At 69.7% G+C, this 23,727-nt stretch carries 18 protein-coding genes and 5 pseudogenes; 9 read left to right on the top strand and 14 right to left on the bottom strand.

What is annotated here, in order from left to right:
- Position 1: 1 nt before the first annotated feature.
- Positions 2 to 414 (top strand): annotated as a pseudogene (locus GA0070616_RS29325) (nucleotidyl transferase AbiEii/AbiGii toxin family protein); the annotation flags it as partial.
- A gap of 138 nt (positions 415 to 552) precedes the next feature.
- Here GA0070616_RS29325 and GA0070616_RS15465 read toward each other — a convergent pair.
- The 4 genes and pseudogenes from GA0070616_RS15465 to GA0070616_RS15455 all read right to left on the bottom strand — a co-directional run.
- Entirely contained in the window at positions 553 to 813 is a 261-nt protein-coding gene (locus GA0070616_RS15465) for a hypothetical protein (RefSeq protein WP_091082539.1), read from the bottom strand.
- A 5-nt stretch (positions 814 to 818) separates the two neighbouring features.
- A complete protein-coding gene (locus GA0070616_RS15460) occupies positions 819 to 1,433 on the bottom strand; it encodes a superoxide dismutase (RefSeq protein WP_091090868.1) in 615 nt (204 codons plus the stop codon).
- Positions 1,434 to 1,938: 505 nt separating this feature from the next.
- Positions 1,939 to 2,156 (bottom strand): annotated as a pseudogene (locus GA0070616_RS28835) (SitI3 family protein); the annotation flags it as partial.
- Positions 2,111 to 2,406: pseudogene (locus tag GA0070616_RS15455) on the bottom strand (ISL3 family transposase); the annotation flags it as partial. The pseudogenes GA0070616_RS15455 and GA0070616_RS28835, both read right to left, overlap by 46 nt.
- A gap of 214 nt (positions 2,407 to 2,620) precedes the next feature.
- Between GA0070616_RS15455 and GA0070616_RS29455 the strand changes: the two are divergent.
- On the top strand, positions 2,621 to 4,633 hold the full coding sequence (locus GA0070616_RS29455) for a S8 family peptidase (protein ID WP_425412951.1): 2,013 nt from the start codon (positions 2,621 to 2,623) through the stop codon (positions 4,631 to 4,633).
- Positions 4,634 to 5,084: 451 nt separating this feature from the next.
- Here the strand turns inward: GA0070616_RS29455 and GA0070616_RS15440 are convergent, their stop codons facing one another.
- Complete coding sequence (locus tag GA0070616_RS15440) at positions 5,085 to 6,479, bottom strand: hypothetical protein (RefSeq protein WP_091082534.1); 1,395 nt, start codon at positions 6,477 to 6,479, stop codon at positions 5,085 to 5,087.
- Positions 6,480 to 6,850: 371 nt separating this feature from the next.
- A complete protein-coding gene (locus tag GA0070616_RS27630) occupies positions 6,851 to 7,504 on the bottom strand; it encodes a hypothetical protein (RefSeq protein ID WP_139128903.1) in 654 nt (217 codons plus the stop codon).
- A gap of 214 nt (positions 7,505 to 7,718) precedes the next feature.
- Between GA0070616_RS27630 and GA0070616_RS15430 the strand changes: the two genes are divergently transcribed.
- Both GA0070616_RS15430 and GA0070616_RS15425 read left to right on the top strand, forming a co-directional pair.
- Positions 7,719 to 9,224 carry a helix-turn-helix domain-containing protein gene (locus tag GA0070616_RS15430; RefSeq protein ID WP_091082529.1) on the top strand — a complete coding sequence of 502 codons (1,506 nt, stop codon included), beginning with the start codon at positions 7,719 to 7,721 and terminating at the stop codon, positions 9,222 to 9,224.
- 651 nt (positions 9,225 to 9,875) lie between these two features.
- A pseudogene (locus GA0070616_RS15425) lies at positions 9,876 to 10,111 on the top strand (transposase); the annotation flags it as partial.
- A 143-nt stretch (positions 10,112 to 10,254) separates the two neighbouring features.
- Here the strand turns inward: GA0070616_RS15425 and GA0070616_RS15420 are convergent.
- The 5 genes and pseudogenes from GA0070616_RS15420 to GA0070616_RS15400 all read right to left on the bottom strand — a co-directional run bounded on the left by GA0070616_RS15420 (position 10,255) and on the right by GA0070616_RS15400 (position 14,038).
- Positions 10,255 to 11,271, bottom strand: coding sequence for a methyltransferase (locus tag GA0070616_RS15420; protein WP_091090860.1), 1,017 nt, complete (start codon positions 11,269 to 11,271; stop codon positions 10,255 to 10,257).
- 168 nt (positions 11,272 to 11,439) lie between these two features.
- Positions 11,440 to 11,770: pseudogene (locus GA0070616_RS29165) on the bottom strand (transposase); the annotation flags it as partial.
- A gap of 2 nt (positions 11,771 to 11,772) precedes the next feature.
- Positions 11,773 to 12,750, bottom strand: a complete 978-nt coding sequence (locus GA0070616_RS15410; protein WP_091082526.1) for an ABC transporter permease subunit — start codon at positions 12,748 to 12,750, stop codon at positions 11,773 to 11,775.
- Complete coding sequence (locus GA0070616_RS15405) at positions 12,747 to 13,646, bottom strand: ABC transporter ATP-binding protein (protein WP_091082524.1); 900 nt, start codon at positions 13,644 to 13,646, stop codon at positions 12,747 to 12,749. Before GA0070616_RS15405 ends, GA0070616_RS15410 begins: the two co-directional genes overlap by 4 nt.
- Positions 13,643 to 14,038 carry a GntR family transcriptional regulator gene (locus tag GA0070616_RS15400; RefSeq protein ID WP_091082521.1) on the bottom strand — a complete coding sequence of 132 codons (396 nt, stop codon included), beginning with the start codon at positions 14,036 to 14,038 and terminating at the stop codon, positions 13,643 to 13,645. Before GA0070616_RS15400 ends, GA0070616_RS15405 begins: the two co-directional genes overlap by 4 nt.
- Positions 14,039 to 14,279: 241 nt before the next feature.
- Here GA0070616_RS15400 and GA0070616_RS15395 point away from each other — a divergent pair, with 241 nt between their 5' ends.
- A complete protein-coding gene (locus tag GA0070616_RS15395; protein WP_175440089.1) occupies positions 14,280 to 15,542 on the top strand; it encodes a glycosyltransferase in 1,263 nt (420 codons plus the stop codon).
- Positions 15,543 to 15,619: 77 nt separating this feature from the next.
- Here GA0070616_RS15395 and GA0070616_RS15390 read toward each other — a convergent pair whose 3' ends face one another.
- On the bottom strand, positions 15,620 to 16,186 hold the full coding sequence (locus tag GA0070616_RS15390; RefSeq protein WP_217628204.1) for a DUF1963 domain-containing protein: 567 nt from the start codon (positions 16,184 to 16,186) through the stop codon (positions 15,620 to 15,622).
- Positions 16,187 to 16,270: 84 nt separating this feature from the next.
- On the opposite strand from GA0070616_RS15390, the gene GA0070616_RS15385 reads away from it, so the two are divergent.
- Complete coding sequence (locus GA0070616_RS15385) at positions 16,271 to 16,879, top strand: DUF6518 family protein (RefSeq protein WP_245712779.1); 609 nt, start codon at positions 16,271 to 16,273, stop codon at positions 16,877 to 16,879.
- A 205-nt stretch (positions 16,880 to 17,084) separates the two neighbouring features.
- Here GA0070616_RS15385 and GA0070616_RS15380 read toward each other — a convergent pair whose 3' ends face one another.
- Positions 17,085 to 18,548 carry a multicopper oxidase family protein gene (locus GA0070616_RS15380; protein ID WP_091082510.1) on the bottom strand — a complete coding sequence of 488 codons (1,464 nt, stop codon included), beginning with the start codon at positions 18,546 to 18,548 and terminating at the stop codon, positions 17,085 to 17,087.
- 496 nt (positions 18,549 to 19,044) lie between these two features.
- On the opposite strand from GA0070616_RS15380, the gene GA0070616_RS15375 reads away from it, so the two are divergent.
- Entirely contained in the window at positions 19,045 to 20,502 is a 1,458-nt protein-coding gene (locus tag GA0070616_RS15375) for a PepSY-associated TM helix domain-containing protein (protein ID WP_091082507.1), read from the top strand.
- Between the two features lie 220 nt (positions 20,503 to 20,722).
- Here GA0070616_RS15375 and GA0070616_RS15370 read toward each other — a convergent pair whose 3' ends face one another.
- Positions 20,723 to 21,790 (bottom strand): lytic polysaccharide monooxygenase auxiliary activity family 9 protein, encoded by a 1,068-nt coding sequence (locus GA0070616_RS15370; RefSeq protein WP_091082504.1) that lies wholly within the window; start codon positions 21,788 to 21,790, stop codon positions 20,723 to 20,725.
- Between the two features lie 326 nt (positions 21,791 to 22,116).
- Between GA0070616_RS15370 and GA0070616_RS15365 the strand changes: the two genes are divergently transcribed.
- Together GA0070616_RS15365 and GA0070616_RS15360 are read left to right on the top strand one after the other, a co-directional pair.
- Positions 22,117 to 22,485, top strand: coding sequence for a hypothetical protein (locus tag GA0070616_RS15365; protein WP_091082502.1), 369 nt, complete (start codon positions 22,117 to 22,119; stop codon positions 22,483 to 22,485).
- 325 nt (positions 22,486 to 22,810) lie between these two features.
- On the top strand, positions 22,811 to 23,719 hold the full coding sequence (locus tag GA0070616_RS15360; RefSeq protein WP_091082499.1) for an alpha/beta fold hydrolase: 909 nt from the start codon (positions 22,811 to 22,813) through the stop codon (positions 23,717 to 23,719).
- Positions 23,720 to 23,727: the final 8 nt, after the last annotated feature.

Genomic DNA, 23,727 nt, shown 5'->3' with positions numbered 1-23,727 from the left:
GGTGGACCCCTTCCACGAACGCCTCGCCCACACCGGGCTCGCCGCGGCCGACCGATAACGGCTTCGCGCTGGCCGACGGCTACGCGGTCCAGGCCGCCGGGCTTCTGCAGCGGCCCAGCGAGGACGTCGACCTGTTCACCGCCTGGGACCACCGCAGCGAGTTCACCGCCGCGGTCACCGCCGTCGTGCACGCCTGTCGCAACGACGGCCTGACCGTCGAGACCGAGCGGCAGTACGACACCTTCGCCCGGCTGGCCGTCACCGACGGCGCGATCAACCGCCACCCCAGGTGGCTGCGGTGTGCGGGTCTCCAAGGTCGAACTCGGCGTGGACTGGCGCGCCAACGAACCGATCCTCATGGCGATCGGACCGGTACTGCACCCCGACGACGCGGTCGCCAACAAGATGAGCGCACGCCGTCGGCCACCCCACCGCCGGGGGCCGCGACGGGCTCGTCCTCTACGGACGAGCCTTCGCTCGCACACGAGGCAGAAAACGGAAGCCCGCAGGTCATCAGCCGGCGAACACCGGCGGCGCGCGGGCTGTCGCCGGTCAGGCAGGCGGGCGCGGTGGTGTGGCCGCCACGAGCAGGGTGAGTTCCCGGACCAGGTCGTCCAAGCTCTGGCCGCTCTGCGCTCGGACGAGGCCCAACGCCAGGTCGGCGAGGACATAGAAGCCGAGCGTGCGGGCCTGGTCGGACTCGAAGGAGGCCAGCAGCGCCTCCGCGCCGGCGAGGTCACCGCGGTGGCGGGCGGCGATGACCCCGGCGGCGCGTTGCACGAGGTCGGCGGCGACCGGGGCCGGGCCGGTCATGCCGGTCAGAGCTTCGGCGCGGCGGCGCGGGCGGCGTCGAAGCGGGCGGTGACGTCGGCCCAGTCGACGATGTTCCACAGCCGGTCGACGTAGTCCGGGCGCACGTTGCGGTACTGCAGGTAGTAGGCGTGCTCCCACGCGTCGAACACCAACAGCGGGGTGGAGCCCTGACCGACGTTGCCGTGGTGGTCGTAGACCTGCTCCACGATGAGGCGCTGTCCCAGCGGCTCCCACGCCAGCACACCCCAGCCGGAGCCCTGCACGCTCTTCGTAGCCGCCGACAGCTGCCCGGTGAAGCCGTCGAAGGATCCGAAGTGCTCATCGATCGCGGCGGCCAGCTCACCGTCGGGGCGGTCACCGCCGTCCGGGGACAGGTTGTTCCAGAAGATCGAGTGCAGCACGTGCCCCGACAGGTTGAACGCGAACGTCTTCTCCAACCCCACCAGCGCCGCGAAGTCACCCTTGTCCCGGGCCTCGGCGAGCTGCTCCAGGGCGTCGTTGCTGCCCTTGACGTACGCCGCATGGTGCTTGCTGTGGTGCAGCTGGAGGATCTCGCCGGACATCGCCGGCTCCAGCGCACCGTAGTCGTACGGCATGTCGGGCAGAGAGTAGACGGCCACCAGCAACTCCTCACACCATCGTCGTCGCAGAGTTGGGCGGGCGCCCCGGCGGTAGTTCAGATCATCGCGTTGCCGGAGCACCCGCCCACTGCTGCCAGCATTACGTAGTTGCCAGACTTTGGCAATAAGTACGGTCCAGAGTGAGGCACGGCCCGACGCCGGGCCGGGCGCAGCGCGCGGCAGGAGACCGCTACGGCGGTCGATGGGAAACTGATGCTGAGCAGCACTTACGCACTTCGCTGGGCTTCCGCAGGCGATCACAGCGGCGCGCGGGTGCGACCCGCGCAGGACGCCTGAGAGAGAGAAGCCGCAGGTCATCGGCCTGCGGACACCGGCGGAGCGTCGGGTTAGAGCACACACCGCGCACATCAACGAAGATCATGATGTGCGCTCCCCCGGCTCAGGGCTCGCCGGCCGTGGACCGGGCACTGGACGACAGTCAACGACGTACCCGCGCTCGTCGTTCTGACCGGTGGCGCGAAGCCTCCTGCGCCGCGAAACCGGCCTACCGCACGGTCATCTCCCGGACGCCGTAGGTGTCCCACCACGATTGCCGGTGTTGGCGTACCGTCCCGGCGGTTCGGGTGAGCAGGAGCCAGTTGCCGTGAGCACGAGTGCGGCGTCTACGGGTCGGCTGGCGAGGACACGGGCGACGGCCGACACCATGGTGGGGACCACGGCCTCGGGTGGGTCGTGTTTGCGCAGGTCGAAGGCGATGTTGCTCGTCCGTAGATGTGGCTGCGGTCGACGTCCGCGCGGCCTTGGTTGATGCACTTGTGCAGTAGGTTGAGGCAGCCGGTGAAGCCGAGTGCCTCGACTTCTTCGAAGAGGTGCTTGGGGGCGCGGAGGGCCGGTCGGCTCGCGCGTAGCGCTTGACGGTGTTCAGAGCCAGCTGCAGACGCCGGGTGCACTCCAGCAGGCCCACGCCCCGGTCGAGCAGGTCATGGATCTGGTGCCAGCGTTCCAGACGGGTAGCGGGCGTGTCAGCTCACCGCCGGGCGCGGGTAGGTGCGGCACCCGCTCCGATCCTCCGGGTGGGCAGCTCCGTTTCGGAGAATTCCTGGTCCGGTTTGTTCGGCTAATTCATCTTGCCACACTCATTGGAATGATTGGTGGGATACAAAGGTGAGGTATTGCCCTTCATCGCTGTCTCGTTTAGTTTGGAGTGGCGGCCGCGTGAACGCTCCATGCCTCTGTTGTCCGGCTGTCGGTCACTCCGGCGGTCGGATCAATCCTGCGTGAGGGAGAAGCCCTGTGAGAGAGGTTCGTTCAGGTTGGGGCCGGCGTCTTGCCATGATCGGGGGATCATGGCGGCGGTCCTGACCGTTTCTGTCACCACGGTCTCGGCCGCACCGGCCGAAAGCGAAATTCTTGGCGCGGGTAACCCGAATGCCATCAAGGACAGCTATATCGTTGTCTTCGCTGACGACGGGAAAGTCGCCAGTCAAGGAGTGGACGCGCTGGCGGGGCAGTTGGCCACGAAATACCGGGCCAGAGTGGATCACACCTACCGGTACGCGCTGCGAGGCTTCGCCGCCACGCTGAGCGAGCGGGCCGCCCGCCGCCTCGCCGCGGAGCCCGGCGTCGCCTACGTGGAGCAGAACGGCACCGTATCGACCACGGGCACGCAGACAAACCCGCCATCCTGGGGTCTCAACCGCATCGACCAGCGGAACCTGCCGCTGGACAACAGCTACACCTATCCGAACACGGCGCCGAACGTCACCGCCTACATCATCGACACCGGGATCCGTACCACGCACAGCGATTTCGGCGGCCGGGCGGTGTGGGGCGTCAACACCGTCGACACCAACAACACCGACTGCAACGGCCACGGTACGCACGTCGCCGGCACCGTCGGCGGAAACGCGTACGGCGTGGCCAAGAGCGTACGGCTGATCGCGGTGAAGGTGCTCAACTGCGCCGGCTCCGGCTCCTTCGCGGCGGTTGCCGCCGGGGTCGACTGGGTCACCGGTCACCACACCTCCGGGCCGGCCGTGGCGAACATGAGCCTCGGCGGCTCGGGCAGCAACGCCACGCTGGAGGCGGCGGTGCGCAACTCCATCGCCGACGGTGTCGTCTACGCGATCGCCTCCGGCAACAGCAACTCCAACGCCTGCAACTTCACGCCGGCCCGGGTCGCCGAAGCGATCACGGTGAACGCCTCCGCGAGCAACGATTCCCGGGCGTCCTTCTCCAACTACGGTACGTGCACGGACATCTTCGCTCCCGGGGTGAGCATCACCTCGGCGTGGAGCACCAGCAACACCGCCACGAACACGATCAGCGGCACCTCGATGGCCGCCCCGCACGTGGCCGGTGCCGCGGCCCTGCTCCTCGGCGACAGCCCCGGGCTGACCCCGGCACAGGTGGCCAGCACCATGTTCACCAACTCGACCCCCAACAAGATCACCAGTCCGGGCAGCGGCTCGCCGAACCGGTTGCTCTTCGTCAACACCGGTGGGAGCCCGGGCACCGTGCACGTGACCAACCCGGGCAACCGGAGCACCATGCGCAACGTGGCCAACAGCCTGCAGATGACCGCCTCCGGAGGCACCGCCCCGTACACCTGGTCGGCAACCGGGCTGCCGGCCGGTCTGTCGATCAACTCCTCGACCGGCCTGATCTCCGGCACCCCCACCACGGTCAACACCTACAGCGTGACCGTGACCGCCCGGGACACCGCCAATCAGACCGGCAGCGCCTCGTTCAGCTGGACGATCACCCAGAACCTGGACAACACCTGGGCCTGTTCGGTCCCGGCCGGTTACACCTGGGACCGGGTGACCAACGACCTGAACAACTGCAACCCGGGCGGCTGGGCGTACACCTACCGCCTGCGCGCCCCCGCGAACAACATCACGGTCTGTTCGGTGCCGTCCGGTTACACCTGGGACCGGGTGACCAACGATCTGAGTGTCTGCAGCCCGAGCAGCTTCGCCTACAGCTACCGGATGCGGGTCCCGGCCGACAACATCACGGTCTGTTCGGTGCCGTCCGGCTACACCTGGGACCGAGTGACCAACGATCTGAGTGTCTGCAGCCCGAGCAGCTTCGCCTACAGCTACCGGATGCGGGTCCCGGCCAACGGGCTGTGGGCCTGCTCCGTCCCGCCCGGCTGGAGCTACAGCCAGACGCAGAACCAGCTCAGTGTCTGTAGCCCGAGCAGCTTCGCCTACAGCTACCGGTTGAGTAACTGACGGTCGGGCCCGGCGCGCCGGCTGAGCTTCGAAGTTCAGGTCGCTGCGGCGCGCTGGGCCCGGCGCCGCCCGCCCGTGAGGTGGTTGCTGAAGATCGAACTTGTGCACCGCACGTCCTGGCGGACCCGCGACGAGGCCGAGAACGCGATCTACGCTATTACGGCTGGTACGACACCCGCCGCACCCAGAAGGAACTGGGCTACCTCAGTCCGAACGAGTACGAGGCCGCCTGGCACACCCGCCAGACGCAACCAGCCGAACCAACTGTCGCCGCCCCTGCGCCAGCCGGCAGCAGGTAACCACCGCTCCATCAGAGCGGGGGAACTCAGTACCGGTTCCTGGTCGTTGAGGCCCGCAACGCCGGACAGGCGATGGCTGGTCGCACCGCGTGGAGAATCTGCAACGGCCAGCGGCGTAGCCCAGAGTGTCCTACTCGACAAGGCCCGATCGCTCAGTTGGCTGGTCGGGCTGCCCACCAGCCCTTGCCGCACGTGTACGACGGGCGCCGCATCAACTCCGCCAGGCGCACCACGGCGTACAGGTGGTGGATGCTCGCCTGCGGGTCGACCGCTCCCGTGAGCCAGTCACTGGGAAGTTCGCCCTGCGGCAGGTAGCGGGTCGGCTTACCGAGCAGGCAGCCGGCTTCAGCCAGGTACCAGGTGTCGACGACGCGGTGGGTGCCGGGCTTTTCGGCTGTCACGTCCCGCTGCGCCACGTCGAGCGCCGAGCCGGCCAACCTGATCAGCTGCTGTTGGTCGGCGCCGCCGCAATCGGCCGTGGCGACGATCAGGAGAACGACGTGGAACAGTCGATCGCTCGACCAGGCGTGCAGGTCAGGCATGCTGTTGATGGTGCGGCGTAGAGCGCGGGTCTGGTCGGTGCACAATCCAGGGTGGGCCACCGTCAGGTATGCCTGCGCCAGGATCGACGGTGGCTGCGCACTGAGGGCAGCCCTGACCTGCGATGCCGGGGGGAGCTGGTCACGATCGAGTGCCAGTGCGAGCGTTGTCCGGTCCTGCACGCTGAGCGGGGCGTCCCAGTCGACCGTGGCCGGAACCGATTGCCCGAGGAGTCGTAGAGCCGCCAGCGCCACCGCCGTGTCCGCGGGGTCCCCGTCGCTGGTCGCGTCCGGCAGTCGGGCCTCCGACCGGACGATCCGACGCAGGGTCTGCACCTGGGCCGGCGGGAGCGCGGAGGTCGCGCCGGCCGTGGTGATGGCGTCGAGCACGTTGACGACACCGGACTGCCCCAGGTCGCCGCCGCGCTCGTAACCGGGTTGTCCGAGTGCGTCGAGCGTCGCCTGCCCGGTGGCACGCAGCTCCTCGGGGTTCAGGACCCCCACCGTGGCCAGTGGTGCCAGGATCGCGAGCGTGTCGGTGACGACGGTGAGGTCGCTCGACCGGCCCTGTCGCAGGCGCTCGTCCACGTCCGCCCTGACGGAGGCTTGCGGCTCGCAGGGCCGTTCGGCGGCTGCGGCCACCACCGCCGACCTGACCAGATCCTCCACGGTACGTGCTGCCTCACAGGGGAAGCGGGCGGCCGCGTTGGTCAACAGCGTAGCGTGATCGTCTGCCGCCGGACGCCCAACGATCGAGTGTGACAGCAGCCGGACGATTTGAGCAGCAGCTGACACCCGGCGCTCCGCGCTCACGCCGTCGGCGGGCCTGGCGAGCACCGACCGAGCCCAGGTGACCATGCGATCGAGGCGCTGTGCCGGTATCCGGTCCATCGTGCCGAGCGAATGCAACGCCCGGCTGATCGCCAGCCAGCGGAGACCTTCCTCGTCGCGATCCGGCCACCAGTTCACGAGACGCGCGGTGGCCTGCTGGCGCTCGGTCGAGGACATTTCTCCAGCGGAGGCGAGGATCCGGACTGCGTGGGCGTAGAGCGTGGGGTCTGGCTCGATCGGGCTCACCACCACCGGAAACGCCGGCCCCGGATAGAGGAGGTCATTCGCCCGGTCGACGGCCTGCGCCACCCAAGCTTCGGGTAGCTCGGGTCTGGTCAGAGGCGGCTCGGAACCGCCGGAACCCTTCGGGGTGGGCGTGCATCCCGCCACTAGGGCCAGAACACACCCTACGACGGTGATCCGACGCATGGAGAACGCCGTTGGCACGTGAGCCACCCTTCCTTGCAGCGTTGGTCAGCTGTGTGGCCGTCCGGGCGGGTCCTGCGGCCGTGGATACCGGGAGCCCGCCCGGCGGCAACCGGACCGGGTCAGTAGTCAGTCAGTCGCAGTTGCGTCAACAGCCGATAAGTGGTGTTGCTTGCGGGGTATTCGATGGTGCTGTTGGTGACCTTCTCCACCTTTTCGACGCTGCGAAGGTGGGGGAAGGAGAGATCCGCGTTCCGCGACATGGTGTTGCCCACCAGGGGCGCATCGCGCTCCATCGCCAGGTAGACCCTGCTCGCGCTGATCTCGGCGGACTCGCAACAGGTCAACTCGATGGCATCCCAGCCGACCGACAGGGTCACCCCGTTGCGTCCGAGCGCCTTGATCGTCTCGCTCGACCACATCTTCTGCCAGTTCGAGTTCGAACGCTTGTCCCAAAGTATGCTGTAAGTATAGACATAGATCATGTTGCCCGGCATAGTCCCGTTAGGCGAATACGACACGGTGAGATAGTGGCGGTTGCCGCGTGTGCCCAAATTGTTCCCGGAGCCGTTGCCCTTCCACGCGTCGCCCGACCGCTTGCAGATGTAGTGACCGTTCCACACCTCACACTGTGGCGGATGCACCACGTCCCCCTCGCCGGCAACTGCGGGAGTTGCCACCGCGAGCGCCGATCCGAAACCGACCACCACCGTCAGGAGAGCCGCCAGCAGTGCTGACCTGCGTCTCCTGACGGGCACCAGAGCGGGAAGTTTCATAGTTGATCCTTTCGCCGACGAACCGAACGATCGTTCGACGGCATGTCTACCGATCGACGGCCAGGTGGACCAGGCACAATCAGCCAGGGTCAGAAGTGGCCGAAACGACCTGTTCCCCACCCTGTCTCGCGGAGCCCGGAGTTACCGGGCGGACTGGGCGCCAACAGCGGCTCTACCTGTAGCTATGGACAGTTCGAGGTTCTAGAATCGGCCGATGAACGACGTGGGCAAGAGTTTCGGGCTCTTGCTTGCCCGCTACCGAGGCGATGCCGGGTTGACGCAGCAGGAACTGGCCGAGCGGGCGGGCCTTGGCGTTCGTACGATCGGGGCGCTGGAACGTTCCGAGCGCGCGGCCCCGCACCGGAGCACGCTGCGCCGCCTCGCGCAGGCTCTGGGCCTGCCGAGAAGTGACTGGCAGAATTTCATCTCGGTCGGTGCCGGCCCCACGCCGGCCCCACCCCCGGCGTCGCAGGTGACTTCGGCGCTCGCCGCTCAGGCCGCCGAGCGGGTGGGCAGGGCGTTGCACCAGACGGGCGCCTCCACCGACGCGCTGCGCGAATTCGAACTTGCTCGCCGGATGCACCGCCAACTCGGCAATCACGACGGGCTGGCGCGGCTGCACGGGCGGATAGCCCAGGTCCTGGTAGACACCGGTCGTTTCGGTCCCGCGCTGGCCGAAGTGCTGGAGGCCCCCACCGGCAGCCGGATCACGCCCCGGACCCAGATGTTGCTGGCGATGGTCGCGGCTCGGGCACTCGAACTGCATGGTCAGCCTCTCGACGGACTGACCCACGCTGATCGGGCGGTGGCTCTCGCGCACAGCATCAACGATGATCATCAGCTCGCTGCGGCCTACGTGCGGCGAGGTTCACTGGCCGTTCAGGCCGGGCTGCTGGACAACGCGGCGACCGACTTCGAGGCGGCGGGTCGGCTGGCCAGCCAGTCGGGCGACCTGGTGCGGACGGTCCAGGCGGATCTCGGACGGGCCACCGTCGCGCTGCAACGGGGCCCGCTGGACACGGCACGGCTCTGCGCCGAGCGGGCGCTGGCCGGCGCGGAGCAGCTCGGCGACGTGCTGCGGATGGTCGCCGCCGGCACGTACGCGGCGTCGATCGCGCGTGAGCAGGACGATGCCGCCGGCAGCCGGCAGCTCGCTGCGCTGGCTGCGGTGCCCTGTCGGGGAGTCAGCCTGGTTCAGAACCTGCACGCCCAGATCGTGCTCGCATTGCTCGATCTTGATGCTGGCGCTACAGCGGCGGCCAGGGGCCGGCTCGAGCCGATCGTCGACCCTGCGCAGACTCTCCTGGACGCCAGTTCACGTCGCGAGGCCCTGATGCTGCTCGCGACCGCCGATCTGCTCGACGGGAACCTTTCCGGCGCCGTTCGGCGGCTCGAGGACGCAGATGTGCTCACCGTCTCTCCAGCCTTTCAGATCCCGGACACCATAAAGATGGTGGTGGACATTCTCGTGGCCCAGGGGCGGGCCGACTCGGCGCTGGCGACCGCCGAGTCGATGGTGGTCAGGGCTGACACCTCCGGCAGCGTGCTACACCGGCTGGAAGCCCTGCGGGCCGTCTCGGTGGCTGCCCGCGCGCTGGGCCGTCCGGCACAGGCCGCCGCGGCGATCGCCCAGAGCCGACACCTCGCGGCGGCGCATGGATTTCTCCTGCGGGAGCGGCTGCTCAGGCAACCACCGGGCGCGAAGCCGACTGATCAGTAGGCATCAGGCACGCTTGATCCGTGGCACTCGGCACTGACCTCTGAGCCGCCTTCGGGGCCGACAGGGGTCTCGGTGCGCAACCTGCGGTGCACCGGAGCCAGGCCCCGGATCGGAAGCCTGGTGGAGGCACACAATCCGTACTCCCGGCAGGTGGACCTGGCGATGGAGCTGGGTGTCATCGACCGGTCGGCAGGGGTCGGGACCGCCTTGGCCTTCTTCACCGTGCGGCTGCCCGCCGGCGGTCGACGGTCATCGTCTCCACCGAGGCTGTCCCGAGCGAGGAGCTACGGCGGCTCCAGGCGAACGTGTGGCCGATCGATCCCGCTCGATTGACGCATTGCCTGGTCGCCGTCATCGGGTTCGCCAAAGGTGACCCCGCGCGTGTGTCGACCACCGGGATGCGGGAGTCTGCCACGTTCCCGCAGTAGCCGCCTGACCAGGCTGGACTTGCCAGGCCCCGGCGAACGATCCGAGGACTGGATTCACCAAGCGATCTGCGGCGGGCGGCAAGTCGGTGCCGGCGGTGGTCTCTTCGACCGGTCGACCGGTTGCGTCCACGGCAGTGGTGTACGACTTGCCCCTGATGGGCGTGTTGCGTGGATGAAAGACGGCCATCGCGTCGATCCTTCATGACGACCAAGTCAGAGAAGGGTGATGTCCGCCGAGGCCGACGCGATCTGCGGCGCCGGCTACGGGCAGCGCAGCGACGAGCGGGTCAACTCCCGCAACGGCTACCGGAAGCGCGAGTGGAACACCGGGCCGGAACGATCGACCTGGCGATCCCGAAGCTGCGGCACGGTAGCTACTTCCCGGAGTGGTTGCTGACCCACCGGCGGCGGGCCGAGCAGGCCCTGGTCTCGGTCATGGCCACGAGCTATCTGCTCGGGGGTGTCGACCCGGCGACGCTTCTGGACAGCAGCTCGATCGCCACCGAACTCGGCGGCAGGGCTGACCGGCCCGGCGTACGCGATCCGTACGTCGGGCCGGTCGGCATTCCATCGTCGGGAAGCGGCTCAGTGGGTCGTGCCGGTCAGGCCCGGCGCGCCACCACGGCCCCGTTGGCGCCCGGGGAGCCGAACCGCACGGTGCGGATGTCGACGAAGCCGGCGTCGGCGAGCCAGGCGGCGTACTCGGCGCCTGAGTAGTTCCGGCCGCCCTCGGTCTCGATCAGCATGTTCATGCCCATCAGGGCGGCCTCCGGCGGGCCGGTGCGCTCATCGTTGAGCAGTAGCTCGCAGATGATGATCGCACCGTCGGCCGGCAGGGCCGCGTGACACTTGGCCAGCAGGGCCCGGTTGGTTCGCTCGTCCCAGTCGTGCAGGATCATGCTCAGCAGGATGACGTCGTGCCCGTTCGGCAGTTCAGGGTCGGTGAGGAAGTCCCCGCCGACCGTGCCGATCCGCTCGCTCAGGCCCGCCGCCGCGATCCGCTCCTCAGCCCGGACACACACCTGCGGCAGGTCGAGGATGGTCGCCCGCAGGTCGGGCAGCCGACGGCAGAACTCGATCGGGAAAGCGCCGGCCCCGCCACCGACGTCGAGCAGCCGGCTGTGCGCGCCGAAGTCGTACGCGTCGGCCAGCGCGTGGGCGGTGAAGGCGGACGTGGAGTACATGGCGTCCCAGAACTCGACCAGCATCTCAGGGTCGGTGGTGTCGAACATCGACTGCTGGGCCTGCGGGTCCCAGGTCAGGGGCCGGTCGGTTCGCAGGGCCTCGCCAACCCGGTGCCAGGGCAGGTAGGTGTGCAGGTCGGAGTAGCGGATCTGCGCGCCGAAATAGTACGGACGGCCCTCGACCAGGAACTGCTCGGCGAGTTCGGAGTTGCGGTAGTGGTTTCCGGTCTTCTCCAGCAACCCGAGGGACGCGCTCGCGGCCAGCAGCAGGTCGGCCGGGCGTTCGGCGAGCGCGAACTCGGTGGCCGCCTCGTCGACCGTGAGCGTCCGCCCGTCAGCCAGCCGGCTGTACAAACCGAGTTCGACACCGGCCGCGAGGGTCTTGAATGCCCACACGCCGGCTACCAGACCCATAAGAGGGGTGGGACTAATCATGGTCATACCGGAGCATAACCCATTGTCTAAGATGGACAGTGACTGTCGAACGTCCACGGCTGGTGTCGGGCGTCTGGGCACCGCGCCTGCGATGTCTTGTGTCGATGCAACCGGGTCTAGGGCCTGGTCGGTCCACACCCCGTCATCCGCCGCGCATCCACCGACCTACCCCACCGCGCGACGCGGCTCGCGGCGCTGCGCACCGGCCCCGCCGTTCAGAAGGCCCAGCACCTGCACCGGCAGGTCTCGCAGCAGCCGAGCGAGGCGGGGTGTGTCGTAGCCGGCGTCGGCGACGACCAGAGTGTCGGGGTCGCCGGGTTGCCAGTGGCCCGGCCGCGATCAGCCGCTGCACGAGCTGATCAAGTTGGCCGGCGATGACGGTAGCGGCGTCCTTTCCTGGGGCCAGCCGCACCGCGTCCAGCTTCGCGGTCCATGAGCTGCGGCCGGGTTCCAGGGCGGTGATCAACGAGTACGGCCAGCCGGGGATCATCACGTGCTGAGCTAGATCTTACGGCGCCGTACCCGCCACACCACCACACCGATCAGGACCGCCGCGACGGCGACGAACAGGGCCGCCTCGATGAGCTGGAACGTCCAGAACCGGTCGGCCGGGTGGTAGACCTCGAACTGCTGGATGCCCCGAGCGTGCAGGAACTGGTTGAGGTTGGTGCCGGCCCGGTTGGCGGCGTCCTCCAGCTCGTAGTACTCGGTCCAGCTCAGCCTGCGCCCGGTGGCGTCCGCGTAGCCGTGTTCGATCACCCAGGAAGCGTTGCTGGGCACGGGCCGGTGCCCCGCCTGGTCCTTCGAGCCGCCGACGGGGACCGGCTCCACGGTGGTGAGCGGGGTGGCGTACGCGGGACGGGCCAACAGCGCCACCGACATCCGGGCGGCGAGGAACGCCCCGAATGCGACGCCGAACGCGGGCAGGCTGCGCCGCAGGATCGCTCCCGCGGCGGTGGCGACGCCGAACGCGAACAGCGCGTACGCCACCGGGACAAGCCCCTGCAGGTCGAAGGCGTCGTACTGGAACCGCCCTTCCCACGCGTCGAATGGCTGACGGAACCAGGTGAGCACCGCGGTGAACATCCCGGTGAGCGCGACGGTGACGCCGGCCAGTGCCGCGAGCTTGGCCGCCAGCCAGCGCATCCGCGGCACTGCCTGCGTCCACGCGAGCTGCCAGGTGCCGTCCTCCAGTTCGCGCGCGAGCAGCGGCGCACCGAGGAACGCACCGATGACGACGGGGACCAGGTAGAAGGCCGCCAGGAGGTTCTCGACGTACCCGTACTCCTCGTCGAGCCGGCGGAAGGAGGCCGCGCAGGCCTCGGTGGTTCCGGCCGGTCCCGCACACCGGGCGGGACCGGCGGGGAACAGGTCGTGGGCCTGCATCCCGAGCACGAGCAGGGCGATGCCGAACATGCCGACGAGCACACCCAGGACGCAGACCTCGGTCCGGTGCTGGCGCCAGATCAACCACGTCATGCCGCCACCCCCGACGTGACCGCGGCGCTCGGCTCGGACGGCCGGCGCAGGTACGCCAGCACCAGGTCCTCCAGCGCGACCGGCTGGGTCTGCCACCCAGGCGCGGCCGGGATCGCGCCGTCGCGTACCAGCAGGGTCGTGTGCCGGTCGCTGTGGACGGCCTCCACGACGGCGCCGGCCCGGTCGAGGTCGGTGGCCGTGCGCGGGCCGACGAGCAGCCGGTGCTCGGCGAGGAGGGTGTCGATGTCACCGGTGAGCGTGACCCGGCCGTGGTTGAGCACGACCAGGTGGTCGCAGACGCGCTCCAGCTCGTGCACGACGTGGGAGGAGAACAGGACGGTCACCCCGCCTTCGGCCACCGCGCCCATGAGGACCTGCAGGAACTCGCGCCGGGCCAGCGGGTCGAGGCTGGCCACCGGCTCGTCGAGGACGAGCAGGTCCGGCCGCTTCGCCAGGGCCAGAGCCAATGCGACCTGGGCCTGCTGCCCGCCGGAGAGCGTACCGGCCCTGCGGTCGAGCGGGATGCCCAGCTTCGCCAGCCGGCGCTCGGCCAGCCCTTGGTCGAACCGCAGGTTGCAGGCCCGGCCGAAGCGGAGCATCTCGGCGACGGTGAAGCGCTTGTACAGCGGGTGGTCCTGGGCCAGGAACCCGACCCGGGACAGAGTTTGCGGGGTGCTGGCGGTGACGTCGTGGCCGAGGACCTCCACCGTGCCGGTGCTCGGTGCCAGCAACCCGACGACCAGGCGCAGCAGCGTGGTCTTGCCCGCGCCGTTCGGCCCGGCCAGGGCGATCACGCCGCCCGCCGGCAGGGTCAGGGTGCAGTCGCGCAGCGCCCAGCCCTTCCGGTACCGCTTGCCCACACCGTCGGTGCGCAGCGCGAACTCGGTCGCTGTCACGCCACTTCCTCATTCCTGGTCTGCTGGTGGACGGTGGTAAAGAGCGCGTTGACGGCCTGCTCGTCGAGGCCGGCCGCGTAGGCGCGGCGCAGCCAGGTCGCCAGGCCGCGGCGCAGCGACGTGTACGTCGATGCCGACATCACGGCCGACTGCTGTTCATTGACGAACGTGCCCTGGCCGGGCCGGCCGGTGACCAGGTTCTCCTGCTCCATCTGCCGGTACGCCTTGGCGACGGTGTTCGGATTGATCGCCAGGTTCTCGACCACCTCGCGGATGAGCGGGAGGCGGTCACCGGGTTGGAGGAAGCCCAGCAGCACCGCCTGGCGGACCTGCTGGACGAGTTGCAGGTACGGCGGCACGCCGGAGTGGGTGTCGAGCCGGAAGACGAACACGGTAGCCCCTTACTGCTTTACTAGTAGCATAGTAAAGCAGTAGGTTGGCGGTCAAGAGAGCCGATGCGCCCGGACGACCCCGGATCCGGGCGCCAGCCCGCCCCGACCGCGCCGCCACGTCGTCCGTGACGGGCTGGCTGCCGATCCTGAACCCCAGTGCCGACCCCTAACCGCGGTCGACGGCCGGATGGCTCGATCGCCTGCCCTTATGGTGAAGACTCCTCGCTTTTGGAGAGTCGCCATGTCCACACCCGATTCCGCACCACTGATCTCGGTCGTCGTGCCGACGTACAACCGCGCCGAACTGCTGCGCGGCACGTTGACCGCGTTGGCCGGGCAGCGGATGCCGGCCGCGCAGTTCGAGGTCGTCGTGGCGGACGACGGCTCGACCGACGACACCCGCGACTGCGTGCACGCCTTCACCGACCGGCTGCGCGTGCGTTACGCGTACCAGGAGGACCTGGGCTTCCGGGCCGCGGCGGCCCGCAACACCGGTGCCCGGCTGGCCAGCGGGGACGTGCTGGTGTTCGTCGACACCGGCGTACTGCCCGGCCCGGACTTCCTCGCCGCCCACCTGGCCGTGCACCGACGTCCCGGCCCGTCGCGCGCGGTGATCGGTTACACCTACGGCTACCGCCCCGACGATCCCACCCCCGGCCTGGACGCCGCGTTGCGCTCCTACGGGCCGGAGGAGGTCGTCCGGCGCTTCGGTGCCACCCCCGCCTTCCAGGACGCCCGTCAACCGACTTTCGCCTCCATTCGGTACGACCTCTCGCGCATGCCCCTGCCCTGGTCGTTGTTCTGGACGCTCAACTGTTCGGTGCCGGCAGCGGATCTCCGTGCCGTCGGCGGTTTCGACGAGGATTTCCGGTCCTGGGGCGGAGAGGACCTGGAGTTGGGGATCCGGCTACACAGGCGCGGTCTCGCGTTCGAGGTCAGCCGTGAGGCGTGGGCGGTGGACACGCCGCACCCGCGCTCGGTGACGCAGGACGTCGGCGACAATCGCAGCAATATGCTCACCATCCTGCGCAAACACCCCGAACCGGAGACGGAACTGATGTGGGCATGGTTCTCCCGGCACCTGCCCCAGTTGGCGGACACCCGTACCTGGTTCGTACCGCAGGAACTGCCGGCGATCCAGCGCGCGATCGACAGGGTCCGCACCAGGGACGTGACGGCGGAGTTGACCCGACTGTGCGACGACGTGCCGCCGGGGGCCCGGATCGCCGTCTTCGGCTGCGGCCCGGCGCTGCCGGCCGGCTTCCCGCCCGCGGTACTGCTCGACTTCGACGAGCAGCAGCTACGGCACCTGCCGCACGACTCGCGGCACCAGATCCACCACAGCCTCGGCATCCGCACCGTCCTCCCCGACGACGCCGTCGACGTCGTGCTGATCACCTCCCGGATGACGCCGCTGTGGCGACGTTGGGGACGGCACATCCTGGCCGAGGCGCACCGCGTCGGCCGGACGGTGCGCGGGGCGGGCACGGACCTGCCCGGCTGAGAGAGGGGTCCCGTCGACGACCGGGGCGATCGTTGACGTGCGCGTTCTGAGCCGAAGCAGGCGCCGGCCCGGCAGTCCTAGCCGCACTCGTAGTGGACCCGGACAGCGTCCCAGTCACTCTCGGCAAGATCATTCTCGTCGACCAGGAACGTGAAGGCACCGTCGCCGAAGCAGACACCCACCGGATCCTCAGCTGGATGCGCGCACCTGATCTGCAGCAGCAACCGTTCGTTCGGTGAAGCGACGCTGTCCTGACCCCAGTCCGGCCAGCCCAGGATCCGCGCCTCACCAGACCTCAGCGCCGTCATCTCACCGAAGGCAAGCAGCACCACCATGGTCGGATCGTCATACCCGGTACCCGCCTCGACCACGTCGAACGCGTGCGGCAGGACCAGCTCCGTCTCGAAGCACACGCGCACCGGGTCGAACAGCCCCGGCCGGCCGTAGTCCGCCGACCACTCCGCTGCGAACGCCACCAGATCGTCAGGGGCGGCGAGTTCGCCCAACTCGACACCCGGCGGCGTCCACACCACCCTGGCCGGATACTCGTCGTCGTCATCCGGCTCCGGCAGGGCAAAGAACGGGACCAGGTCGTCGTGCACGGGTGGGCCGCCCTTGCCGCGACGCCTGCGTCTGCCGAACACGCTGACCTGTCAGCGTGATGGCCCAGGCCACACTGCGCTGACCGGCTGGACAGGGAGCCGACCATACTGAGTATGCTCGCCGCCATGCCGCCCTCACCTCGCACTCTGACACTCGTCGTCCCCAGCGCTGGTCTCCTGCTTGGCTTCCTCGACTTCGTCTGGATCAAATGGGTGCCGTTCCCGTTCGCCGAACTCGGCAACTCCACTGCCACCTGGGCGGTCGCCGCGTTCGCGCTCGGCTGGTGGATCCGGTCGGGCGCGCTGCGGGCGGCCGTGGCCGCCAGCGTCCTGCTCGTCGTCGCGGTGCCCAGCTACTACCTGACGGCGACGCTGATCCAGGGCGACGATCCGGCCGTGATCGGGGCGCCCGCCTCGCTGCTCTGGATGGCGCTGGGTGTGATCGCCGGCGTGGTGTTCGGCGTCGGCGGCACCTGGGCCCGAACCGCCGGGTGGCGGCGGATCGTGGGTGCCGCGCTGCCGGCGGCCGTGTTCGCCGAGGAGGCACTGCGCTTCGCTGGCAAGGCGCGGTCCGGCTATCCGGGTGCGTGGTGGAACGTGGCCATCGACCTCGGGCTCGCCGCGCTGCTGATCGTACTGGCGGGCGGCCCTGCCCGGGTGCGACTGCTCACCGCAGCCGTGGCGGTGCCGCTGGCCGGCCTCGGTGCGGTGGCCTTCGCCGCCCTCGGCGGTTGACCGGCAGTCCGCAACCGGTCACGTCGGCAACCGTTGCCGGCTCTGCCCGGCCGGTCGGCAGCACCACCGTTCGCGTGGGCGCGGTGTCGGGCTTCGGCCTGCACGAGGGTGTAGGGGCGTCATCAGCGCGGGCCGGGCGTCCCACGCAGCCGCACCTGTCAGGCGGTGCTGCTCTGGCCTGCCCAGGATGCGACTGCGCGTGGGATCAGACGATCCTGAGATTGGCCATCATGCCCATCGCGCTGTGGTCGACCATGTGGCAGTGATACGGGTAGACGCCGCGCCAGGTGTCGAAGGTGGCCTGCAGCCGCACGCTCTGTCCGGGCCAGACGATCACGGTGTCCTTCAGGCCGGACTCGGTGGGATCGGGCGGTGCGCCGTTACGGTCGAGCACCCGGAACTGCACCAGGTGCATGTGGAAGTTGTGCGGCATGAAGACGTTGGCGTTGGTCACCGTCCACTCCTCGGTGCTGCCCCAGGCGATGGTGGTGTCGATCCGGGCCGGATCGAAGACCTTCCCGTCGATGTACGCCTGGTGTCCACCGGAGCCCGGCTCGTCCATCCGCAACTCGATGCTGCGGCGCACGGTCGGTGTGGGCAGCGGCGGCAGGCTACGTAGCCGCTGCGGCACCGACGTGCGGTCCGGCCTCTTCGCCGGTACGACGTCGAAGCGCATCACCTGGCCGACCATCTCGGCCGGACCGGGTCCCATCAGGTTCTGCAGCACCACGGAGGTGCCCGGCTGGTAGCGGGCGAAGTCGACCACCACGTCGAGTCGTTCGCCGGGTGAGATCATCAGGTATGGCATGGTCACCGGCGCCTCCAGCAGGCCGCCGTCGGAGCCGATCACCGTGAGGTCTCCGCCGTCGGCGAGCCGCAGCAGGAAGAACCGCAGGTTGCTGGAGTTGACCAGGCGGAAGCGGTAGCGGCGGGCCTGCACCTCGAAGCGCGGCCACGGCCGCCCGTTGACCAGCAGGGTGGTCCGGTTGTCGGCGTCGTCCATGTTCCAGACCAACTGGGCGTCGGCGTCCAGATGCGCGTCGCGGAGCACCAGCGGGACATCGAATCGACCTCGGGGCAGTGAAAGTGCCCTCTCGGTGCGGTCGGTGAGCAGATAGAGGCTGGACAGGCCCCGGTAGAGGTGCTCGGCCTCCATGTGGTGGGTGTGGTCGTGCATCCAGAGCGTCGCGTGCGGCTGCCGGTTCGGATAGGTGTAGACCCGCTCGCCGCCGGGTGGAATCACGGCCTGGCCTGAGCCGTCGTCCTCGGGGGCGGTGGCACCGCCGTGCAGGTGCACCGCCGTGGGCATGTGCAGCCGGTTGCGCTGGCGTACCACCACCCGCCGGCCCGAGAAGGCGCGGATCGTCGGGCCGGGCAGGTCACCGTTGTAGGTGTACACCTCGGTGCGGCTGCCCGGCACGATCTCCAATCGCCTCCGGTGCATGGTGACCGAGTAGTAGTCGGTGGTGGCGGTCCGCAGCACCGGGCGCAGGGTCTGCGGCACGGTCATCGGGACGGTGAACGGGGTCACGGGCGTGGCTGCCGGTGCGGCGACCCGTGCCGTTGCGGGTGCCGCGCCGAACTGTCCGGCCAGGCCGGCCAGGCCACCGGTCGCCCCGGCGATGCCCGACGCCGCGCCGAAGCGCAGCAGTTGACGACGAGTGAACAAGGCAGCTCCTTCCCCGAAAGGTTCGCGGGAGTCCGGCAACCGCCGGTGGACCGCGCGGTCGTCACACGCGATGATGCCGGGAATCCCATCGGGAGAAGACCCCTATTGACCGCACACTCAGCCCGGTCCTTCGTGATTAAGGGTTACGTGCAGCTGCCGCGACCCGCGACTCCGACGACGGCCCCCAGGCGTCGATCCTGATCGGCGGTGGGATCCTCCTGCTCATGATCATCGCTGCCGGAGCGGTCGTCCTGACCCGCCGCCGGGCCACCCGGGCTTCCTGACCGCCGGTGGTCGGTACCCCGAACGCTCTCGCCCAGACCGGCAGAGCAGCAGGGTGACCCCGGAGGACGAACCGGGCGACAGACCTGACCAGTCGGGAACTTTCTCAGGCCGCTGGCCGACTACCTCACCGGGAGTCGGCGACCGGGCAGCCGATGGCTCGACGGGCACGAGCCACTCGACCCAAAACCTTCAATTTCGATCGGAGAAGTCGATGCCAGTAACCGAGCTGCCCGGCGATCAACCGCCGGTGACCGAGGCCGTCACAACCGTGCGGCCGGCCCGCCGGCCCACGCCGTTCACGGCGCTGCTGACCCGCTTGCACTTCTACGCCGGCGTCCTGGTCGCCCCGTTCCTGCTGGTCGCCGCTCTCACCGGCCTGGCGTACACGATCACCCCACAACTGGACCGGGCACTCTACGGTGACCAGCTCACCGTCGCCGACGTCGGGGGACAGCCCCGGCCCCTCGCTGACCAGGTGACTGCCGCCCGGGTCGCCCACCCCGACGGCAGCATCGCCGCCGTCACGCCCGGCATCGGCGAGCGCACCACCGAGGTGGTGTTCTCCCAACCGGACCTGGGCGACAGACAGCACACGGTCTACGTCGACCCGTACACCGGCGAGGTCACGGGGCAGCTGACCACCTGGTTCGGATCCACCCCGGTCACGACCTGGCTGGACGACCTGCACCGCAACCTGCACCTGGGCGAGGTCGGCCGGCACTACTCCGAGATCGCCGCGAGCTGGCTGTGGGTGCTCGTCCTCGGCGGCCTGATCCTCTGGTGGCGCCGCCGCACCACCTCCCGCCCCACGGCGAAGCACCTGCTCGTGCCGGACCTGACCGTTCGCGAGGGCGTCCGCCGCACGCGGGGCTGGCACGCCACCACCGGCGTCTGGCTCGCTGTCGGCCTGCTGTTCCTGTCCGCCACCGGTCTGACCTGGTCCCGCTACGCGGGCGCGAACTTCGGCGCAGGTCTGGACGCCCTACGCGCCGGCACCCCTGCGATCTCCACCGCCCTCGACGGGACGCCCCCCGCCACCGGCGGCGGCGAACACCAGCACGGCGACACGCCCGGGGGCACGGTAGACGACCCGGGCACCTACGACACGGTGCTGGCCACCGCGCGCGGCGCCGGACTGGCCGGGCCGGTGGAGATCAGCCCCGCCGCGGAACCTGGCACGGCGTGGACCGTCACCCAGGTCGACAACACCTGGCCCGTCGCCAAGGACCGGATCGCCGTCGACCCGGCCGCCGGCACGGTCACCGCCCGCAGCGACTTCGCCGACTGGCCTCTGCTCGCCCAGCTCAGCAGCCTCGGCATCCAGGCCCACATGGGACTGCTCTTCGGTCCGGTCAACCAGATCCTGCTCGCCGCGCTCGCCCTCGGCCTGCTCTGCGTCGTCGTCTGGGGCTACCGCATGTGGTGGCAACGCCGCCCCACCCGGACCGACCACCGCGCCCCGCTCGGCACCGCGCCCACCCGGGGCGGAGTCCGGGGACTGCCGTGGTGGGCGTTGCTGGCCGGCGTACCGGTCACCGTGGCCGTCGGCTGGGCGCTGCCCTGGTTCGGCGGCACCCTGCTCGCCTTCCTCGTCGTCGACGTCACCCTCGGCGCGGTCGCCCGCCGACGGCGCGTGGTCCCCGTTTCCCCGGCTCCGGCCGGCAGGTGACCGACCCGCCGTCCGGCCGCCCACGAAAGGTGCGGCAGCCGGACGGCGGGGCCGCCGGTGCGGACTGCACGGGCACGCCGTAGGTCACCCGACGGCGTGAACGATGCCGTCGAACGTGAGGCGTACCGGCGTCGGCGTTCCGTGGACAGGCGGGGACGAGGCAGCCTGACTCGGTTCGTGACGGGGTGGCACGGTACCGCGCCACCCCGTCACGGGTGTTCTACCTGGCGGTGCAGGTAAGGGTGGGGGTGGAGTTGGTGCCGTTCCAGGAGGCGTTGAAGCCGAAGCTGGTGGTGCCGTTGGCGCTCAGGGAACCGTTGTAACCGGCGTTCGACGCGGTGACCGACGAACCGCTTGAGGTGATCGTCGCGTTCCAGGAGTTGGTGATGCTCTGGCCGTTGGGCCAGGTCCATGCCACCGTCCATCCGGAGATGGCGGCGTCGCCGGCCCGGACGGTGACCTCGGCGCCGAAGCCACCGGACCACTCGTTCGTCTTGCGGTAGGTGGCGGTGCAGGCACCGTCTCCGGTGGGCGGCGGGGTCGTCGGCGGCGGCGTGGTGGGGGGCGGGGTCGTCGGCGGCGGCGTGGTGGGCGGCGGAGTCGTCGGCGGCGGGTTGTTGCCGCCGCCGAAGATCACGTCACTACAGAGGTAGTACGGCTGGTCGAGGTGGGACGCCTGCCAGATCGTGTAGACGACGTGCCGCCCGGTGCGGTTGCCCGCGTTCACCTGGGCCTCGTAGAGCCCGGTGGTCGGGTAGCTGCCGGTGCGGAGTACCAGGTCGAGGTTGTTCCAGGTGAGGGGCTGGGTGGTCGGGTCGAAACCCTGCTTGGTGATGTAGATCAGCATGTAGTCGGCGCCGTGCCGGGCGCCGTCGGTCAGCGTCAGCGTGAAGTTGTTCGGCATCGGCTTCGCGGTCCACGCGCCGACCGCGTCGAGCGAGGCGTACAGGCCGCCCTGGGTGCGACCGCCGCTGCACAGTTGCCCGTCCGGCACGGCGGCCTGGTGGTTGCCGCCGACGTTCTCGCGGAAGAGGCCGTTCCAGTTCCACATGGTGTTCGGGTTGGCCTGCCACGCCTGCCAGCACATCGGGTCGGTCTGAGCCATGGTGGGATTGAGGTGGTCGGAACCCCAGCGCTCCCAGCATCCGTAGTTGCGCGTCGGCGGGTTGGTGACCGATCCGTGGGCCGAGGCCGGTTCAGCCTGGTTGACGACGACCATCGTGAACGAGGCGAGGAGAACTGCGACCGCGCCTAGTCCCAGACGGCGTCCTGTCCGTGAGAGTTTCATCGATGCTCCAGTTGATGCGCCGGCGCCCAGTGTCCCTCGCTGGGTGCCCACCCCGGAGAAGGTAGACGCCGATCGATTAAGCCGTCCGAGAGGTGGACGGCGCTGCTGCCCAGCAGCGCATGGCGGCTCCCAGCGACGATGGTAGTAGAGACCACTGTCGATGTACAGCGATACCGACGCCCCGCCCACCTGCATCCGCCACGTCGAGGTTCCGCCCCGTCGCGCGCGCCGACACCGGAAAGAGACGGAGCGCGGCTGATGAGTCTGGACGAATCGTGGGTAGGGGACGCTCCAGAGCACCGATGACGAGCCGGAAAGGGAACAGCATGCATACACCTGAGCGCCGTACCCCGCCCATCGCCCGGGTCAGCGAGGGCATGGAGGTGATCGACGGCGCCGGCGAGGTTGTCGGCGTCGTCAAGCTGGTACGCATGGGCGACCAGCAGGCCGTCACCACCGAAGGCCAGGGTGGCGGCGGAGAACTGTCGGACGCCATCGCCGGTCTGGTCGGCGGGACCGAACCGGACGTGCCGGGGCAGTTCGCCGCCCGGCTGCTGCGCAGCGGCTATCTCAAGATCGACTGCTCCGGGTTCCTTACGGGCGACGTCTACGCGCCGGCCGACGAGATCGCCGAGGTACGCGGCAGCACCGTCCAGCTCACCAGCTATCGCCACTCGCTGGTCAAGGAGTCCTGAGCCCGCAGGGTGGTGGCCGCGGACCGTCCGCGGCCACCACCGACCTCCCCTCCCCCCTGGGCGGGATCCACTTCGATCAGGAGCGGCACGTGCTGCATGACGTACGAGATCACTCACCGCCTCGAGCCGGGCGATCAGGCCGTCACCGGATCGGTACGGGGCGTGACGGCGGGGGAGGTCGACCAACCGGGACGCGCCGCCACGACGTCACGCTCGCACAGCGCAGCTGATTCATCACCCGTCCCGTAGTCCGCGGCCCCGGACTCCGGGATCAATCGCGCGGACACACGTTGCCACGGCTGACGGTGTGGGTAGGGCAGTCTGCATGGCTCCCCCACCCGACACCGCCACACGTCCCCACTCCCGTCCCGACGAACAGGTCCGCCTGCGGTCGGCCGACGGCACGACCCTGTTCGCGACCGCGTACGGGCCGCCCGCAGCGCCCACGCTCGTGCTCGTGCACGGGCTCGGCCTCAGCCTGGACTCGTGGCAGCAGGTCATCGACGAACTGGCCGGCCAGTACCGGGTGATCGCCTACGACCTGCGCGGGCACGGCCGCAGCGGCCACTCCCCCACTCGCGACTACAGCCTGGAAGCCCACGCGGCGGATCTCGCCGCCGTGCTGCGGACAATGACCAACGGTCGGCCCACCGTGCTCGTCGGCCACAGCCTGGGCGGCGCCGTCATCCTCGCCCGGACGAAGCACTCCCTCGACGGGATCGCCGGCGTCGTCTTCGTCGGATCGGCCGCCGCGGTGGTCACCGTGCCCGGCCTACCCGCGCGCGGGCTGCCCGATCCCGCACGGCGCGCGGTGATCCGGCTGTGGCTGGCCGTCCTGCGGACCACGGCCGCACTGGCCCGGCCGATGCGTCATGCCGCACCCGTGACCAACGCCGTCGGGCGACGGCTGCTCTTCGCCCCCGACGACCCCGACTCCGCGGTCGACAGGGCCCGGCACAGCTTCCTCGGCACCGATCCGGACGTTCTCGCGCGGACCAGCCTCGCCAGCGTCCGGGCGGACCACTCCCGCCCCGCGCGGCGGGTCCCGGTACCCGCCCTGGCACTCAGGGGGGATCAGGACAAGGAGGCCGACACCGCCGACACGCGGAAGCTGCTCGACCGGCTGCCCGACGGGCACCTCGTCACCCTGCCCGGCAGGGGCCACATGCTGCCCATGACCGACGGCTGCCTCGTCGCCGAGCACATAACCCGGTTCGTGGCCGGCGACCGATGACCCTGATC

It is taken from the genome of Micromonospora nigra, assembly GCF_900091585.1.
GTDB lineage: Bacteria > Actinomycetota > Actinomycetes > Mycobacteriales > Micromonosporaceae > Micromonospora > Micromonospora nigra.
The sequence above is the reverse complement of the archived record's forward strand: the minus strand, read 5'-3'. Positions and strand labels throughout refer to the sequence as shown.

Bases quoted from the DNA above. Each gene is read 5' to 3' on its own strand.
- GA0070616_RS15375 (WP_091082507.1), top strand. From the start codon at position 19,045: ATGCCAGTAACCGAGCTGCCCGGCGATCAACCGCCGGTGACCGAGGCC.
- GA0070616_RS15440 (WP_091082534.1), bottom strand. From the start codon at position 6,479: ATGTCCTCGACCGAGCGCCAGCAGGCCACCGCGCGTCTCGTGAACTGG.
- GA0070616_RS15420 (WP_091090860.1), bottom strand. From the start codon at position 11,271: ATGATTAGTCCCACCCCTCTTATGGGTCTGGTAGCCGGCGTGTGGGCA.
- GA0070616_RS15410 (WP_091082526.1), bottom strand. From the start codon at position 12,750: ATGACGTGGTTGATCTGGCGCCAGCACCGGACCGAGGTCTGCGTCCTG.
- GA0070616_RS29455 (WP_425412951.1), top strand. From the start codon at position 2,621: ATGCCTCTGTTGTCCGGCTGTCGGTCACTCCGGCGGTCGGATCAATCC.
- GA0070616_RS15430 (WP_091082529.1), top strand. From the start codon at position 7,719: ATGAACGACGTGGGCAAGAGTTTCGGGCTCTTGCTTGCCCGCTACCGA.
- GA0070616_RS15370 (WP_091082504.1), bottom strand. From the start codon at position 21,790: ATGAAACTCTCACGGACAGGACGCCGTCTGGGACTAGGCGCGGTCGCA.
- GA0070616_RS15365 (WP_091082502.1), top strand. From the start codon at position 22,117: ATGCATACACCTGAGCGCCGTACCCCGCCCATCGCCCGGGTCAGCGAG.
- GA0070616_RS27630 (WP_139128903.1), bottom strand. From the start codon at position 7,504: ATGAAACTTCCCGCTCTGGTGCCCGTCAGGAGACGCAGGTCAGCACTG.
- GA0070616_RS15395 (WP_175440089.1), top strand. From the start codon at position 14,280: ATGTCCACACCCGATTCCGCACCACTGATCTCGGTCGTCGTGCCGACG.
- GA0070616_RS15385 (WP_245712779.1), top strand. From the start codon at position 16,271: ATGCCGCCCTCACCTCGCACTCTGACACTCGTCGTCCCCAGCGCTGGT.
- GA0070616_RS15465 (WP_091082539.1), bottom strand. From the start codon at position 813: ATGACCGGCCCGGCCCCGGTCGCCGCCGACCTCGTGCAACGCGCCGCC.
- GA0070616_RS15360 (WP_091082499.1), top strand. From the start codon at position 22,811: ATGGCTCCCCCACCCGACACCGCCACACGTCCCCACTCCCGTCCCGAC.